The following is a 14,449-nucleotide window of genomic DNA, read 5'->3' on the forward strand; positions in this document are numbered from 1 at the left end:
ATGCCGGGCCGGACATGGCCGTATCGATCCAGGAACGCGGCTTTGTCGAGCGTTTCCCGGCCGTCCTCACGGACATGCCTGCGCCGGCCAGAACGTGTGACGCAGGCAGGCGTTGGAGTCGAAGAGGCAGGGGCCGTGGTCGGCCCGGTCACCGGCGGCCCTCTGCCCGCCCACCATCACCACGGTGGGCGGGCAGACTCAAGCCCCGCGCGGTCGCCGACGCGAACCAGGCGGTGCCGGTCAGGTGCCGGGCTTGGGATACAGCTGGTTCAGCACGGCGAAGTCGTCCGACGACGGGTGCTGCGGGAACTCGGGCACGGACAGGCAGCTGTTGGTGGATCCGTTGTGGTCGAGTCCGAGGGCGTGGCCCATCTCATGGCAGGCGACGCTGCGCCGCGCCGCGTAGGTGTTCGGGGTGACCTGGTCGTTGAGCTTGACCGTGACGCTGCCGTCGACGAAGTAGCCGCCCGACGTGGACGCCTCGGTCACGCCGTACCAGGCGGTCCCGTAATTGCCGCTGTACACGTGGACGCAGTGCCGTCCGCCGCCTGGGCATCCGGCGGTGTGCCAGCGGTAGTAGGCGTCGATGCCGGGGGCCTGGTACCAGTCGACCCGGGCGTCGGTCACGGGCCACGAGTCGCCGCTGTGGTCGAGGAAGTACACCTGCGGGTCGTTGAACGGTCCGTAGGCCCACTTGTGGCCGCACCAGGCGGAGGCGGTGCCGACGAAGGGTGCGCAGCCGGCGATGCCGACGTCGGCGGCACTGTTCGCGTCCTGCACGCCGCGGACGCCCTGGCGGCGCAGGATGCTCCGAAGTTCTTCGCCGGTGACGCCCGGAGCGGGTTCGTAGATTGCGGTGTACGTGGTGCCGTCAGAGCGGGGCTGGATCACGTAGACGGCGTCGTCCGCCGCGGCGCGGGCGGGCGTCTGCCCCGCCGGCGCAGTCGTGTCCGCCTGCACGGCTGGGGCCGAGAGCGCGACGACCAGCGCGGTCACCGCCAGTCCGATCGCGGTTCTTGTTCTTCGCAGCACGGTCCTTCCCCCTATCGCCCGCGGCCGCCTCCCACCGCTTCTTCGCGGCGGGACGCGTGAGCGGCCATGGACAGCGGGCGCAAGACTGGCATGTCCTCGACAAGGAGGAAAGCGTTCCGCGCCCGCCACCACAATTGCCCCGCTCAGCAGAGCTACAGCTCAGGCCCAGGCGGTCACCGGCACGAACGAACTGTCCTGCCGGAACAGGTCCGTCCCGTCCGACCGTTGCACCCGCAGCTGGTAGCTGTAGTGCCGCAGGTAGTAGCCGGGATAGTTGTACGACTCGAAGCGGACCGAGCCGCTCGACGTGCCCGTGCGGGCGATGAACGTGGCGTCCTTGGCGAACGTCGACGTCCCGTCGTTGGCGTCGAAACGGGCCCGGAAGTCCCAGTGGCGCAGATACCTGCCGGACGCGTCCCGGAAGGAGTAGCCGTTCGCGTCGGCCAGGCCCGCCACGACCGTGAACGTCGAGGCCTGCTTCTCGGCGGTGGTGCTGGTGCCGCTGACCACGGGGAGGTTGAGCAGGGAGGACTGCACCTGCCAGTACCGGGTGGAGTAGTTGGCCGACCGGAAGGAGCGGGTGACGTTCCTCGCCAGGGTGGGACCGCCCGAGACGGTCTCCTTGATGACCGTGAAGTGGCGGGCCGTTCCCGAGACGGCGGGCAGGGCGGCCGGGGCGGACCAGGTGGCGAAGCCGTCGTAGCTGTCGCTGTAGTAGTAGGTGCCGTCGCCGTAGCCGTCGAAGAAGAGCCGCCAGCCGCCGTTGTCGAGCTGCACCAGGGCGGGGCCCTCGCGGTAGCTGCCCCAGCCCGCCCAGTCGCCCGTACGGGAGATGCGGTAGGGGCCGGCGAGGTTGGACGCCGTGGCGTACTCGATGTACTTGGTCGTCTCGTTCTTGGTGAAGGCGTGGTAGGTCGAGCCGGTCTTCACGATGAAGGTGTCGATGTGATTCGCGCCGATGCCGGACAGCGCCACCGGTGAACTCCACGCCGTCAGCGCGGAGTTCGTGGCCCTCAGCAGATACGGCGTGAAGATCCACTCGTCGTTGGTGGTCGAGCAGGACACGATGATGTTCACGCTGCCGTCGCTGTCGACGAACCACTCCGGCGCCCAGGCCCGGGAGAGGTTCGCGATCGGGACCGTGTAGTCGTACAGGAACGTCCAGTTGACCCGGTCGGTGCTGCGGGCGAAGCCGATGGTGGTGCTGGTGTCCTGCCAGGTGTGGGTCGTGTAGGTGATGTAGTAGGAGCCGTCGGTGTGCTTGAGGATGCTCGCGTCGCGGATGCGGTTGCTCGGCGGTGTGTACGCGGAGGCCTTGGCCAGGCGGAAGTCGGTGGCGTCGTCCGACTGGTAGACGTTCACGGTCCCGTCGTTGCTGTTCAGGAACGGCACGATGGTGTAGCGCGTGGCCGAGCCGCTCGGCGGTGCCGCCGCCAGCGCCGTGCCGAGCAGGCCGGGGGCCTCGCCCAGGATCAGCGCCGAGGCGGGCAGGGCGGCCATCGCGCGCAGCAGGGTGCGGCGGGACGGGGTGTGGGGACGTCTGGTCACGTGCGGCTCTCCCTACGGTTCAAGGGACAACTCCGAATCCGTGTATGCGACATCCGTGTATTCGAAATGCCGAACGCGGTTCGGGAAGTCGATCAGAAGGTAGGGGTGAGGGTCGGGCACGTCAATGGGTTGCGCAGGAGGAAGCGAGACCTGGGATGAACCGCGGGGGCACACCGGGCGAAAACGTTCCGCCACCACCCTCCGAGAGGTTACCGTTCGGTAGACAACGTCGTCCCGGAGGTGCCCCGTATGACACCTGACCGTGCCGCAGGCCTCGTGGAGTCCGCCCGTGCGCTGGCCGCCGGGGAGGTGACGTCGCGGACGCTCGTCGCGCAGGCGCTCGCGCGGATCGAGGCGACCCAGGCCTCCCTGAACGCCTTCCGGGTGGTCCGGGCGGAGGCCGCACTCGCCGAGGCCAAGGCCGCGGACGTGGAGCTCGCCGCCGGAGTGCGCCGGCCGCTGCTCGGGGTGCCGGTCGCGGTGAAGGACGACATGGACGTGGCGGGCGAGCCGACCGCGTTCGGCTGCTGCGGGGAGTTCCCGCCCGTCGCCGAGGACGGTGAGGCGGTACGCCGGCTGCGCGCGGCCGGGGCCGTGATCGTCGGCAAGACCAACACCTGTGAGCTGGGGCAGTGGCCGTTCACCGAGGGGCCCGCCTTCGGCGCGACCCGCAATCCATGGAACCCGGAGCACACCCCGGGTGGTTCGTCCGGCGGTTCGGCCGCCGCCGTCGCCGCGGGGCTCGTCCCCGCCGCGCTCGGTTCGGACGGCGCCGGCTCGGTGCGGATCCCCGCCTCCTGGACCCACCTGATCGGCATCAAGCCGCAGCGCGGCCGGATCTCCACCTGGCCGCGCGGTGAGTCCTTCCAGGGCATCACGGTCAACGGCACCCTCGCCCGTACGGTGGCCGACGCGGCCCTCCTGCTGGACGCGGCCGCCGGCAACCACGCCCTCGACCCGCACCAGCCACCGGCCGTCGACGCCTCCGCGGCGGTGGGCCGCGACCCCGGCCGGCTGCGCGTCGCGCTCTCCCTCAAGCCGCCGTTCACCGCCGTGCCCGCACGTCTGCAGCCGGAGGTGCGGGCCAGGGTCGTCCAACTCGCCGAGCGGCTGAGCGCGTTGGGGCACGTCGTCGAGGAGGCCGATCCGCCGTACGGTCAGATCGGGCTGACCTTCATCCCCCGCGCGACGGCGGGTATCGCCGAGTGGGCGAGCGAGGCGCCGTCCCCCGCGCTGCTCGACCGGCGCACCCGGGACGCCGCCCGGCTGGGCCGGTTCCTCGGCGGGTTCCCGCTGCGGGCGGCCCGGCGCGCGGAGGCGGTCCTGCACCGGCGTATCGGCGCGTTCTTCGAGTCGTACGACGTGGTCCTCGCGCCCACGACGGCCGCTCCCCCGCCCCGTATCGGCGCGATGCTGGAGCTCGGCGGGTTCGCCACCGACCGCGCGATGATCGCCGCCTGCCCCTATGCCTGGCCCTGGAACGTGCTGGGCTGGCCCGGGGTCAACGTGCCCGCCGGATTCGTGGGCGGCCTGCCCGTCGGCGCCCAGTTGCTCGGGCCGGCGAACAGCGAGCCCCTGCTGATCTCGCTGGCCGCGCAGTTGGAGGCTGAGCTGCGCTGGCAGGAGGCGTGGCCGCCGGTCACGGTCGCCTCGGATTCGCCCGCCGCGTAAGGGGGTTGGGCCCGTACTCTTGGCCCATGGCGGATGCGTCGATGGTCGGGCTCATGGGGCGGGTCACCGGCACGATCGGGCCCGGGCTCGTCGGCGAGGTGATCGTGCGGGTGCGCGGGGGTGCCGAGCACTTCCTCGCCTATCCGGCCACCGGCACGGACCGCATCGAACGCGGCACGGTGGTGATGGTGGTGGAGTACCAGCCGCCGCGAACGGTCTACGTCCAGGCGGCGTACGACAGTTGAGACCACTGCTTCGCAGGTGAGAGACGGCTGCGTCAAGGTTGCCACAAGGATCCGTCAACACCTGTACCTCCGCCTCGCACAGGCGCACACTCCCCTCGTTCGGTGCTGAAAGGGCACCAGGCAAAGGGGGCGAACGCGGATGGTCATCGGCGTCGTGGCGGGGGCGGCGGCAGTCGCCGTCCTGGTTCTGATCGGTGTGTTCAAGATGATGTGGCGGGTCGCGGAGCCGAACGAGGCGCTCATCATCTCCGGTTCCAAGCACCGCACGGAGGGCCTGGAAGAGGGCATGGGTTTCCGTATCGTCACCGGGCGCGGCACGCTGGTGCTGCCCGGTGTGCAGGCGGTGCGCAGGCTGTCGCTCGACCTGAACGAGACGGAGCTGCAGGTGGACTGCGTGACCCACCAGGGCATTCCGCTGAAGGTGCGGGGCGTGGTCATCTTCAAGGTGGGCGACGACTTCGTGTCGATCGCCAACGCGGCCCGCCGGTTCCTGGACCAGCAGAAGCTGATGTCGGAGCGGGTGCACAACGTCTTCGCCGGTCATCTGCGGTCCATCGTCGGCGGGTTGACGGTCGAGGACATGATCCGCGACCGGGAGAAGCTCACCGGTCAGACGCGGGCGGCGTGCGGTACGGAGATGGAGAAGCTGGGGCTCATCGTCGACTCGCTGCAGATCCACGAGATCGAGGACCCGACCGGGTACATCCAGAACCTGGCCGCCCCGCACACGGCGGCCGTCCAGCGGGACGCGCGGATCGCGCAGGCGGAGGCGAACCGGCTGGCCACCGAGGCGGAGCAGCAGTCGTTCGCGCGGATGGCGGAGGCCACCCGGGACAGCGAGATCCTCCAGGCCGGCTACCAGGCCGAGCGCGACAAGGTGGCCGCCAAGGCACGGCAGGCCGGTCCGCTGGCCGAGGCCGCCGCCCGGCAGGAGGTCGTCGTCCAGGAGACACGGGTCGTGGAGCTGGAGGCGCACCGGCGCGAGCAGCAGCTCCAGGCGGATGTCCGTAAGCCCGCGGACGCGCAGGCCTACGAGAAGCGCACCCTGGCCGAGGCCGAGCGGGACGCGCGGATCTCGGCGGCGCAGGCCAAGGCGAAGGAGACGGAGCTGGCGGCCGCCGCCGAGGCCACCCGGGTCAAGACGGCCGCGGGCGCCGAGGCCGAGGCGACCAAGACGCGCGGCGCGGCGACGGCCGCGGCGACCCGGGCCACCGGCGAGGCGGAGGCCGCCGCCGCTCAGGCCAAGGGCCTCGCGCAGGCCGAGGCGACCAGGGCGAAGGGGCTCGCGGAGGCGGAGGCCATCAAGGCCCGCGCCGCCGCCCTCGCGGAGAACCAGGAGGCCGTGGTCGCCCAGCAACTCGCGGAGAACTGGCCGGAGATCGTCAGGGCCGGCGCCTCCGCCTTCGGCAGCGTCGACCACATGGTGCTGCTCAACGGCGCCGACGGGATGGCGGACATGTTCGCCAAGGCGCTCACCATGGGCGGTACGGGGCTGGGGCTGGCCCGGCAGCTGCTCGCGTCGATGAACCAGAACGGGCAGGCGCCGAACGGGGCTTCGCCGCTGGACGGGGTGGCGTCGCCTCGCGCGGCGCGGAAGGTGCCGGTGGACGAGAAGTGACCCGGCGCAGGTGTTCACGGGTGGCAGCCTCTAGGGTGCCCCCGTGAGCACCTCCACCGAAGAGAACGTGCCGGGCCGTCACGGCTCGACAGCCACCACCGAGGCCGATCCCCGCGAGGTCGGCCGGGTACGCACCGAGTACTCCCCCGCCCACGACGGCGACCCGGATCCCGGGGAGATCGTCTGGACCTGGGTCCCGTTCGAGGAGAACGACGGGCGGGGCAAGGACCGTCCGGTGCTGGTGGTGGCCCGGGAGGCGGCGGGGACCTTCCTCGCCGTGCAGTTGTCGAGCAAGCGCCGTGACGGGGACCGTGAGTGGGTCGCCATCGGGAGCGGGCCGTGGGACCGGTCGGGGCGCGACTCCTGGGTGGATGTGGACCGGATCCTGCGCCTCCACGAGGAGGGCATGCGCCGGGAGGCCTGTGCGCTGGACCGGGGGCGGTTCAACCTGGTCAGGCACCGGCTGCACGAGCGCTACGGCTGGCGCTGACGCTCCGGGAACGCCCGTAGGAACGCCTCGCGCACCGCGCTCCCCGGCGTGCGGTCCAGGACGCCGAACACCACCTGCTCGAAGGCCGAGGCGAACCGCCCGCCCGGCCCGAGCAGCCCCCGGAACGCCCCCGCCACCTGCGCCGGGTCGTTCTGGAACACCCCGCAGCCCCACGCGCCCAGCACCAGCCGCCGGTATCCGTGCGCCGCGGCCGTCTCCAGCACGCGCTCGGCCCGGGTGGCGAGCGCGCGCGGCAGCTCGGCCGTGCGCTGCGGGGCCGTACGCCGGACCACTCCCGCGTTCGGCGCGGCGGCGGTCAGGAAGCCGGCGGTGTACGGCTCGTCCAGGAGGCGACCGCGGTCGTCACGGAAGACGGGCACGCCGGGCGAGTGGATGACACGGTCGGTGTAGAACGGGTCTCGGTGGGCGCGGTGGTGGTCGTAGAACGCGCGGGCCCCGAGCAGGCAGGTGTACAGCGCCGAGGCGCGGCACAGGGCTTCCTCCTGGGCCTGGGCGCCGTTCAGATAGCCGCCGCCGGGATTGCGCGCCGAGGCGAAGTTCAGGACGGCCACCGGGCCGGGGAGGCGGCGGGCGGCCTCCAGGCTGCTCTCCCCCGTGACCTCGAAGAACGTCTCCGCCGCGGAGATCCGCGGTACCGGCACCGGGTCCGGGCCGTGCATCCGCGTGCCGGCCCGTGCCGCCTCGGTCGCCGCCCGGACGGACACCTCGCGGCCGTCCGGCGCGCGGTACGCGCCCGCCGCCACGATCTGTTCCGTCTGCTGTGCGATGCCGCGCAGGCGTGCGCTCATGGCGCCACCCCCGTGCGCGCCATGACCGTGCGCCTGCGTCGGCCGCGCGCGATCTCCCCCGTCGTGCTCACACCGGCATCGTGAGCGATGCTGGTCCTGCGGTGCAACAGATTTTCCCGTGCCGTACAGACGGCCGGGAACGACCGGGAAAGGCCCTGCGGACGCCTGGACAGCGGAGATTACGGACCTCGGAACGTATCGGGACGCACCCTTGTGCGAAACGACGCGAGGGTTTTGGGTGGGACGAGTGCGCCGGCCCGCCCACAAGATCCGGGCCGGTGACATCGTGGACTCTCAGGAGGATTTCGCGACATGTCCGATTCGGTAAGTGGCTGTACGGAGCAGCCGCGCTCCGCGGTCACCGAAGCCGAGGTGGAGGCCCTGGTCCGGGGCATCTGCTTCAAGACAGGCCCGCCCCGCACGCTCGGGGTCGAAGTGGAATGGCTCGTCCATGAGCTGCGCCGCCCGCAGCTCCCCGTGACACCCGAACGACTCGAAGCGGCCTACGCCGCACTGCGGACCGTGCCCCTGAGGTCGGCGCTCACCGTCGAGCCCGGCGGCCAGCTGGAGCTGAGCTCGCCGCCCGCCGCCTCGCTGATGGAGTGCATCGGCACCGTCTCCGCCGACCTCGACGCCGCCCGCGCGGTACTGCGCCGGCACGGTCTCGGCCTCGTCGGCATCGGCAACGATCCCTGGCACTCGCCCCGCCGGTTCCTGCGTCAGCCGCGCTACGACGCCATGGAGACGTATCTGGACCGCGCGGGTCCGGCCGGTCGCGCCATGATGTGCACCTCGGCCTCCGTGCAGGTGTGCCTGGACGCCGGTCACGAGGAGCCCGGCCCGCTCGGGCACGGACGGCGCTGGTGGCTGGCCCACCAGCTGGGCGCGGTCCTGGTCGCCGCCTTCGCCAACTCCCCGCTCGCCGGGCACGAGCCCACCGGCTGGCTGTCCACCCGGCAGCTGCTGTGGATGGAGATCGGCGCGGACCGCGCGGGCGCGCCCCCGCTGGACGGCGATCCGCGGGCCGCCTGGGCCCGGCACGTCCTGGACGCACCCGTGATGTGCGTACGGCGGGACGGTGGACCGTGGGACGTCCCGGACGGGCTGACGTTCCGGGAGTGGACCAGGTCGCGGGCGCCCAGGCCGCCGACGCACGAGGACCTCGACTACCACCTCACGACGCTGTTCCCGCCGGTCAGGCCGCGCGGCCATCTGGAGCTGCGGATGATCGACGCCCAGCCCGGCGAGGACGGCTGGATCGTGCCGCTGGCCGTGACCGCGGCCCTCTTCGACGATCCCGAGGCCACCGAGACCGCCTACCGGGCCGTGAAGCCGCTGGCCGAACGCGCCCTGGCGCTGCCCGCGCCGCACAACCCGCTGTGGATCGACGCGGCCAGATCCGGGCTGGCCGACCCCGAACTGCAGGAAGTCGCCCTGGAGTGCTTCGCGGCGGCCCTGGAGGCGCTCCCCCGGCTGGGAGCGACAGCGAAGGTCACGGACGCCGTGGCGGCGTACCGGGACCGCTATGTCGGCGCGGGCCGCTGCCCCGCCGACGACCTGCTGGACGAGCTCCGCGGCACGGACCGCACCCTGATGCACGGGAAGGACATCCGCTCATGACCGACCCCGCCCTCGACGCCGAGACGCTCCGCGAGCGGGCCCTGACCACCCTGATCACCGCCCGTGCCCGTACCACCCTGCTCACCTCCTGCGTCGACGACCCCGACCTCACCGCCCAGCACTCGCCGCTGATGTCCCCGCTGGTGTGGGACCTCGCCCACATCGGCAACCAGGAGGAGCAGTGGCTGCTGCGGGCGGTCGCCGGGCGGGAGGCGATGCGGCCCGAGATCGACGGCCTCTACGACGCCTTCGAGCATCCGCGCGCCGAACGTCCCAAGCTGCCGCTGCTCCCGCCGGCCGAGGCCCGCCACTACGCGGCCGAGGTGCGCGGACGCGTCCTGGACGTGCTGGAGCGCACCGCGTTCCACGGGACGCGGCTCACCGAGGCGGGTTTCGCCTTCGGGATGATCGCGCAGCACGAGCAGCAGCACGACGAGACGATGCTGATCACCCATCAGCTGCGCACGGGCCCGCAGGCCCTGACCGCCCCCGACCCGGACCCGGCACCCCTGTTCACGGGACCGTCCGAAGTCCTGGTGCCCGGCGGTCCGTTCACCATGGGCACCTCCACCGAGCCCTGGGCGCTGGACAACGAACGCCCGGCGCACCGGCGCGAGGTGGCGCCGTTCCACATCGACACCACGCCGGTGACGAACGCCGCGTACCAGGCGTTCATCGAGGACGGCGGCTACGACACCGAACGCTGGTGGGCGCCCGAGGGCTGGGCGCACATCCGGCAGCACTCCATCCACGCCCCGCTGTTCTGGCGCCGGGACGGCAAGCAGTGGCTCAGGCGCCGCTTCGGCGTCACCGAGGTGGTACCGCCCGACGAACCCGTGCTGCACGTGTGCTGGTACGAGGCCGACGCCTACGCCCGCTGGGCCGGCCGCCGGCTGCCCACCGAGGCCGAGTGGGAGAAGGCCGCCCGCCACGACCCCGCCGGGGACCGCTCGACGCGCTACCCGTGGGGCGACGCCGACCCGGCGCCCGAGCACGCCAACCTGGGTCAGCGGCATCTGCGCCCGGCGCCGGCCGGCAGTTACCCGGAGGGCGAGTCGCCGCTCGGGGTGCGGCAGTTGATCGGTGACGTGTGGGAGTGGACGGCGAGCGACTTCCTGCCGTACCCGGGGTTCCAGGCGTTTCCGTACAAGGAGTACTCGGAGGTGTTCTTCGGGTCCGAGTACAAGGTGCTGCGCGGCGGTTCGTTCGCCGTGGACCCGGTGGCCTGCCGGGGCACCTTCCGCAACTGGGACTATCCGATCCGGCGGCAGATCTTCTCCGGGTTCCGTACGGCCCGCTCCGCGGGAGACGTCTGATGTGCCGCCACCTCGCCTACCTGGGTCCCGAGGAGCCGCTCGGCAGACTGCTCGTGGAGCCCCCGCACGGCCTGTACCGCCAGTCGTGGGCGCCCCGGCGGCAGCGGTACGGGACCGTCAACGCCGATGGTTTCGGGGTCGGCTGGTACGCCGAGGGGGATCCGGTGCCGGCGCGGTACCGCCGGGCCGGGCCCGTCTGGGCGGATCTGTCCTTCGCCGATCTGGCCCGGGTCGTCCGGAGCACCGCGGTGCTCGCCGCCGTGCGGGACGCGACGGTGGCGGGCGCCGACGGGGAGGCCGCGGCGGCGCCGTTCGCCGCGGGCCGCTGGCTGTTCAGCCACAACGGCGCCGTGGCGGGCTGGCCGCATTCTCTGGCCCCGCTCGTGCCGAGCCTGCCCGCCGTGGACCTGCTGTCGCTGGAGGCCCGCAACGACTCGGCGCTCGTCTGGGCGCTGGTCCTGGCCCGGCTGCGCGGCGGTGACGACGAGGGGCAGGCGCTGGCCGACACGGTCGTGGAGGTCGCCGAGGCGGCCCCCGCGTCCCGGCTGAACCTGCTGCTCACCAACGGCGAGACCATCACCGCGACCGCCTGGGGCGACACCCTCTGGTATCTGGCCCGGCCCGGCGGCGGCACCGTCGTGGCCTCCGAGCCCTACGACGACGATCCGCACTGGCGGGAGGTCCCCGACCGGACCCTCCTCGTGGCGAGCCGCACCGATGTGCTGCTCACCCCGCTCAAGGACCCGAGCGACACCCTGGCCCCCGCACCTTCCAAGGAGCCCAGCACGTGAGCCCGTTCGTTCTCACCCGCACGCTGCCCGAGGACGCCACCGACGCCGCACTGCGCGCCGACGTCCTGAAGGGCCTGACGAGCACGCCCAAGACGCTGCCGCCGAAGTGGTTCTACGACGCGCGGGGCAGCGAACTGTTCGAGCAGATCACCGAGTTGCCCGAGTACTACCCCACGCGCGCCGAGCGCGAGATCCTCATGGACCGGGCCGGCGAGATCGCCGCGGCGACCGGCGCCCGCACGCTCGTCGAGCTGGGCTCCGGCTCCTCGCGGAAGACGCGGTACGTCATCGAGGCGCTCACCGGGTTGCACACGTACGTCCCCGTCGACGTCAGCGAGAGCGCGCTCGGCCAGGCCGGGCACGCCCTCATCGCGGAGCGGCCCGGACTGGACGTGCACGCGCTGATCGCCGACTTCACCGGGGGGCTCTCCCTGCCGGACACGCCGGGGCCGCGGCTGGTGGCGTTCCTCGGCGGCACGATCGGCAACCTGCTGCCGGCCGAGCGCGCCGCCTTCCTCGCCTCGGTCCGGGCCCTGCTCGCCCCCGGTGACGCGCTGCTGCTCGGTACGGACCTGGTCAAGGACGAGAAGGTGCTGGTCGAGGCCTACGACGACGCGGCCGGGGTGACGGCCGCGTTCAACAAGAACGTCCTGGAGGTGATCAACCGTGAGCTGGGCGCCGACTTCGATCCCGCTGCCTTCGAGCACGTGGCGCTGTGGGACACGCGGAGCGAGTGGATCGAGATGCGGCTGCGCTCCCGCACGGCGCAGACGGTGAAGGTGCCCGCGCTCGACCTCGCCGTGGACTTCGCGGCGGGCGAGGAGATGCGCACCGAGGTGTCGGCGAAGTTCCGCAAGGAGGGTATGCGCGCCGAACTGTCGGCGGCGGGGCTGGAGCTGGCGCACTGGTGGACGGACGGTCAGGGCCGTTTCGCGCTGTCACTGAGCGTGGCGCGGTGACGGACGGCTCGCGCGATGTCCCGCCGTGGGGCACGGTGGAGTGACGCGTGTGAGAGGAGCACCCACATGTCGAACCACACCTACCGGGTCACGGACATCGTCGGCACCTCGCCCGAGGGCGTGGACCAAGCCATCCGCAACGGCATCGCGCGCGCCTCGCAGACCCTGCGCAATCTGGACTGGTTCGAGGTGACCGAGGTCCGGGGACAGCTCGACAACGGTCAGATCGCGCACTGGCAGGTGACCATGAAGGTCGGCTTCCGCCTGGAGGACGCCGAGTAGCACGCCAGACCTCAGGTCCGCCCCTCCCGCTCCTGCGCCACCTTCAGCGCGGCGGACGGGGCGGTCCAGCGCGCCCGTACGACGGTGAACCCGGCCCGCTCGGCGTCCTCGCAGACCAGTTCGTCGTCGTCCACCAGGACCCGGATCTCGCGGGTGGCGGCGAGGCGGCGCAGGATCTCCAGCTTGGTGCGCCGGGCGGGCCTGCGGTCGTCGTTGCGCCGCATGTACACGCGTCCCTCGGGCAGCCCGTGCGCCGCGAGCCAGGCGAGGGTGTCGCGCCGGCAGCGCTCGGGCCGCCCGGTCAGATAGCGCACCTCGCACTCCTTCGCGCTCTCCAGCACCAGCGCGATGCCCTCCGCGAGCGGCGGATCCTGCGGGGCGGCCGCGAAGAAGCCGTCCCAGTCGCGGGGTTTGCGCTCCAGGAAGTGCTGCCGGTGTGCCGTGTCGGCGAGGGTGTTGTCCAGATCGAACACGGCGAGCGGGCGTTTGCTGCTGTCGGTCACACGGCTCACCCTAAGGGCCTGTCCGGCGGATCATGCCGGCGTCGCGGGTTCTGCTCGGCCGGTCAGCGCTGTTCCTTGCCGCCGGCCCGATCCGCCGGACAGGCCCCGGACGGGTCCCGCAACCCGGCAACCTCCGCGCCCCCGGCGGCCACTGCTGTGCGACACGGCACGCAGGCGGAGGCGGGAGGCCCCATGCGCAACACGGCGAGCGGCATGCGCGGTACGGCGATCTGGACGGCGGCAGCGGTGGGCGCGGCCCTGCTGACGGTGCTGGGCCCGGCGAGCGAGGCGTCCGGCGCGACGACCCTGGTGGTGGCGACCGACGGGAGCGACTCGGCGCCGGGCACCGTGGACCGGCCGCTGCGGAGCATCCAGCGGGCCGTGGACCTGGCGAAGCCCGGTGACGTCATCTCCGTGCGCGGCGGCAGGTACGCCCTCACCGACAACATCACCATCACCGCCTCGGGCACCGCCTCCCAGCCCATCACCCTCGGCGCCCACCAGGGCGAGCGCGTGATCGTCGACGGCGAGCAACTGCCCGCCAGTCACACGCCGGTCGGCGGCAGCATCCCGCGGGCCGAACGCGGCGCGATCCACATGGAGGCCTCCCACTGGCGGATCTCGGGCCTGGAACTCGTCAACGGCCCGTACGGCGTCTACTGCGACGGCTGCAACAACAACGTCTTCTCCCGGCTGTCCACGCACGACAACTACGAATCCGGCTTCCAGCTCCAGGGTTCGTCCAGCAACAACCAGATCCTGAACCTGGACAGTTACGGCAACCGCGATCCGCGCAAGAACGGCGAGAGCGCCGACGGTCTGGCCGTCAAGGAGGGCAGCGGAACCGGCAACGTGGTGCGCGGCGCCCGCCTGTGGAACAACGTCGACGACGGGTTCGACGCCTGGAAGTTCGCCTCGCCGATCGTCATCGAGAACACGGTCGCGTACGGCAACGGTTTCAACCGCTGGAACTTCCCGGACTTCGCGGGCGACGGCAATGGCTTCAAGATGGGTGGCGGTACCCCGGCCCCGGCTGCGGGCCATACGCTGCGCAACACCGTCGCGTTCAGGAACGCGGCGCACGGTGTCACGGACAACGGCAATCCCGGCGCCCTGGCTCTGACCCGCAACACGACCTGGGCCAACGCCGGCACCGGCTTCGACGCCGATGTGCCGGGCGGCACCGCCACCCTCACGGCCAACCTGTCCGTCGCCGACGCACGCCCGGCGGCCGTCGGCTCGGGGACGGTCGTCGGCGGCAACTCCTGGAACCTCGGCGGCACTTGGAACGCCGCCTCGGTGCTCAGCACCGACCCGGGCGCGATCACCGGTGCGCGCTCCGCCGACGGCTCACTGCCGTCGGCCCCGAGCTTCCTCGTGCCACACAACGGCGCGGCCGTCGGCGCCCGCTTCTGAACCGCTCGGCCGGGCCGTCCCGACGCGGGATGTCCGCGACAGCCCGGCCGAAAGAAATGGTCCGGACTATTTCCCCGATGCCTGCAATTCGCCTTGCCCGGTTGATTGTTCAAAGAGCCCACTGCCATACTCCGGCTTCCGGCTTCACC

General features: G+C 72.2%; 14 protein-coding genes. 10 read left to right on the plus strand and 4 right to left on the minus strand.

What is annotated here, in order from left to right; translation table 11 throughout:
* Nucleotides 1–240 precede the first annotated feature (240 nt).
* Together AQI70_RS09980 and AQI70_RS09985 are read right to left on the minus strand one after the other, a co-directional pair.
* On the minus strand, nt 241–1,032 hold the full coding sequence (locus tag AQI70_RS09980) for a matrixin family metalloprotease (RefSeq protein ID WP_159042643.1): 792 nt from the start codon (nt 1,030–1,032) through the stop codon (nt 241–243).
* A gap of 159 nt (nt 1,033–1,191) precedes the next feature.
* Entirely contained in the window at nt 1,192–2,580 is a 1,389-nt protein-coding gene (locus AQI70_RS09985; RefSeq protein ID WP_062146676.1) for a glycoside hydrolase family 43 protein, read from the minus strand.
* Between the two features lie 249 nt (nt 2,581–2,829).
* Between AQI70_RS09985 and AQI70_RS09990 the strand changes: the two genes are divergently transcribed.
* The 4 genes from AQI70_RS09990 (at nt 2,830) to AQI70_RS10005 (ending at nt 6,604) form a co-directional block, all read left to right on the plus strand.
* Nucleotides 2,830–4,251: an amidase gene (locus AQI70_RS09990; protein ID WP_062146678.1), complete on the plus strand. Its 1,422-nt coding sequence runs from the start codon at nt 2,830–2,832 to the stop codon at nt 4,249–4,251.
* Nucleotides 4,252–4,277: 26 nt separating this feature from the next.
* The gene (locus tag AQI70_RS09995) at nt 4,278–4,496 is read left to right on the plus strand and encodes a hypothetical protein (RefSeq protein ID WP_208607332.1); all 219 of its coding nucleotides are present in this window, start codon (nt 4,278–4,280) and stop codon (nt 4,494–4,496) included.
* A gap of 139 nt (nt 4,497–4,635) precedes the next feature.
* On the plus strand, nt 4,636–6,114 hold the full coding sequence (locus AQI70_RS10000) for an SPFH domain-containing protein (protein WP_062146680.1): 1,479 nt from the start codon (nt 4,636–4,638) through the stop codon (nt 6,112–6,114).
* A gap of 43 nt (nt 6,115–6,157) precedes the next feature.
* The gene (locus tag AQI70_RS10005; protein WP_062146682.1) at nt 6,158–6,604 is read left to right on the plus strand and encodes a type II toxin-antitoxin system PemK/MazF family toxin; all 447 of its coding nucleotides are present in this window, start codon (nt 6,158–6,160) and stop codon (nt 6,602–6,604) included.
* On the opposite strand, the gene AQI70_RS10010 is transcribed toward AQI70_RS10005, so the two are convergent.
* Nucleotides 6,589–7,413, minus strand: a complete 825-nt coding sequence (locus AQI70_RS10010) for a TIGR02452 family protein (protein ID WP_062146684.1) — start codon at nt 7,411–7,413, stop codon at nt 6,589–6,591. The genes AQI70_RS10005 and AQI70_RS10010 overlap by 16 nt on opposite strands.
* Before the next feature lie 312 nt (nt 7,414–7,725).
* Between AQI70_RS10010 and egtA the strand changes: the two genes are divergently transcribed.
* The 5 genes from egtA (at nt 7,726) to AQI70_RS10035 (ending at nt 12,381) form a co-directional block, all read left to right on the plus strand.
* On the plus strand, nt 7,726–9,033 hold the full coding sequence (egtA, locus tag AQI70_RS10015) for an ergothioneine biosynthesis glutamate--cysteine ligase EgtA (protein ID WP_062146686.1): 1,308 nt from the start codon (nt 7,726–7,728) through the stop codon (nt 9,031–9,033).
* Nucleotides 9,030–10,349 carry an ergothioneine biosynthesis protein EgtB gene (gene egtB / locus AQI70_RS10020; RefSeq protein ID WP_062146688.1) on the plus strand — a complete coding sequence of 440 codons (1,320 nt, stop codon included), beginning with the start codon at nt 9,030–9,032 and terminating at the stop codon, nt 10,347–10,349. The genes egtA and egtB overlap by 4 nt, the downstream gene beginning before the upstream one ends.
* Entirely contained in the window at nt 10,349–11,140 is a 792-nt protein-coding gene (gene egtC / locus AQI70_RS10025; RefSeq protein ID WP_062146690.1) for an ergothioneine biosynthesis protein EgtC, read from the plus strand. Before egtB ends, egtC begins: the two co-directional genes overlap by 1 nt.
* Nucleotides 11,137–12,099: an L-histidine N(alpha)-methyltransferase gene (gene egtD / locus AQI70_RS10030; RefSeq protein WP_062146692.1), complete on the plus strand. Its 963-nt coding sequence runs from the start codon at nt 11,137–11,139 to the stop codon at nt 12,097–12,099. Before egtC ends, egtD begins: the two co-directional genes overlap by 4 nt.
* A gap of 66 nt (nt 12,100–12,165) precedes the next feature.
* On the plus strand, nt 12,166–12,381 hold the full coding sequence (locus AQI70_RS10035) for a dodecin (RefSeq protein WP_062146694.1): 216 nt from the start codon (nt 12,166–12,168) through the stop codon (nt 12,379–12,381).
* Nucleotides 12,382–12,392: 11 nt separating this feature from the next.
* Here AQI70_RS10035 and AQI70_RS10040 read toward each other — a convergent pair whose 3' ends face one another.
* Nucleotides 12,393–12,884 (minus strand): phosphatase domain-containing protein, encoded by a 492-nt coding sequence (locus AQI70_RS10040; RefSeq protein ID WP_062146696.1) that lies wholly within the window; start codon nt 12,882–12,884, stop codon nt 12,393–12,395.
* Between the two features lie 192 nt (nt 12,885–13,076).
* Between AQI70_RS10040 and AQI70_RS10045 the strand changes: the two genes are divergently transcribed.
* On the plus strand, nt 13,077–14,300 hold the full coding sequence (locus AQI70_RS10045; RefSeq protein WP_208607333.1) for a right-handed parallel beta-helix repeat-containing protein: 1,224 nt from the start codon (nt 13,077–13,079) through the stop codon (nt 14,298–14,300).
* Nucleotides 14,301–14,449: the final 149 nt, after the last annotated feature.

Origin of the sequence: Streptomyces curacoi (assembly GCF_001513975.1) — a bacterium.
GTDB classification, from domain to species: Bacteria; Actinomycetota; Actinomycetes; order Streptomycetales; family Streptomycetaceae; genus Streptomyces; species Streptomyces curacoi.

What these genes read in the sequence shown, in the direction of transcription:
- egtA (WP_062146686.1), top strand. Translation starts at nt 7,726, where the DNA reads ATGTCCGATTCGGTAAGTGGCTGTACGGAGCAGCCGCGCTCCGCGGTC.
- AQI70_RS10000 (WP_062146680.1), top strand. Translation starts at nt 4,636, where the DNA reads ATGGTCATCGGCGTCGTGGCGGGGGCGGCGGCAGTCGCCGTCCTGGTT.
- egtC (WP_062146690.1), top strand. Translation starts at nt 10,349, where the DNA reads ATGTGCCGCCACCTCGCCTACCTGGGTCCCGAGGAGCCGCTCGGCAGA.
- AQI70_RS09995 (WP_208607332.1), top strand. Translation starts at nt 4,278, where the DNA reads ATGGCGGATGCGTCGATGGTCGGGCTCATGGGGCGGGTCACCGGCACG.
- AQI70_RS10035 (WP_062146694.1), top strand. Translation starts at nt 12,166, where the DNA reads ATGTCGAACCACACCTACCGGGTCACGGACATCGTCGGCACCTCGCCC.
- AQI70_RS09990 (WP_062146678.1), top strand. Translation starts at nt 2,830, where the DNA reads ATGACACCTGACCGTGCCGCAGGCCTCGTGGAGTCCGCCCGTGCGCTG.
- egtB (WP_062146688.1), top strand. Translation starts at nt 9,030, where the DNA reads ATGACCGACCCCGCCCTCGACGCCGAGACGCTCCGCGAGCGGGCCCTG.
- AQI70_RS10045 (WP_208607333.1), top strand. Translation starts at nt 13,077, where the DNA reads ATGCGCAACACGGCGAGCGGCATGCGCGGTACGGCGATCTGGACGGCG.
- AQI70_RS10010 (WP_062146684.1), bottom strand. Translation starts at nt 7,413, where the DNA reads ATGAGCGCACGCCTGCGCGGCATCGCACAGCAGACGGAACAGATCGTG.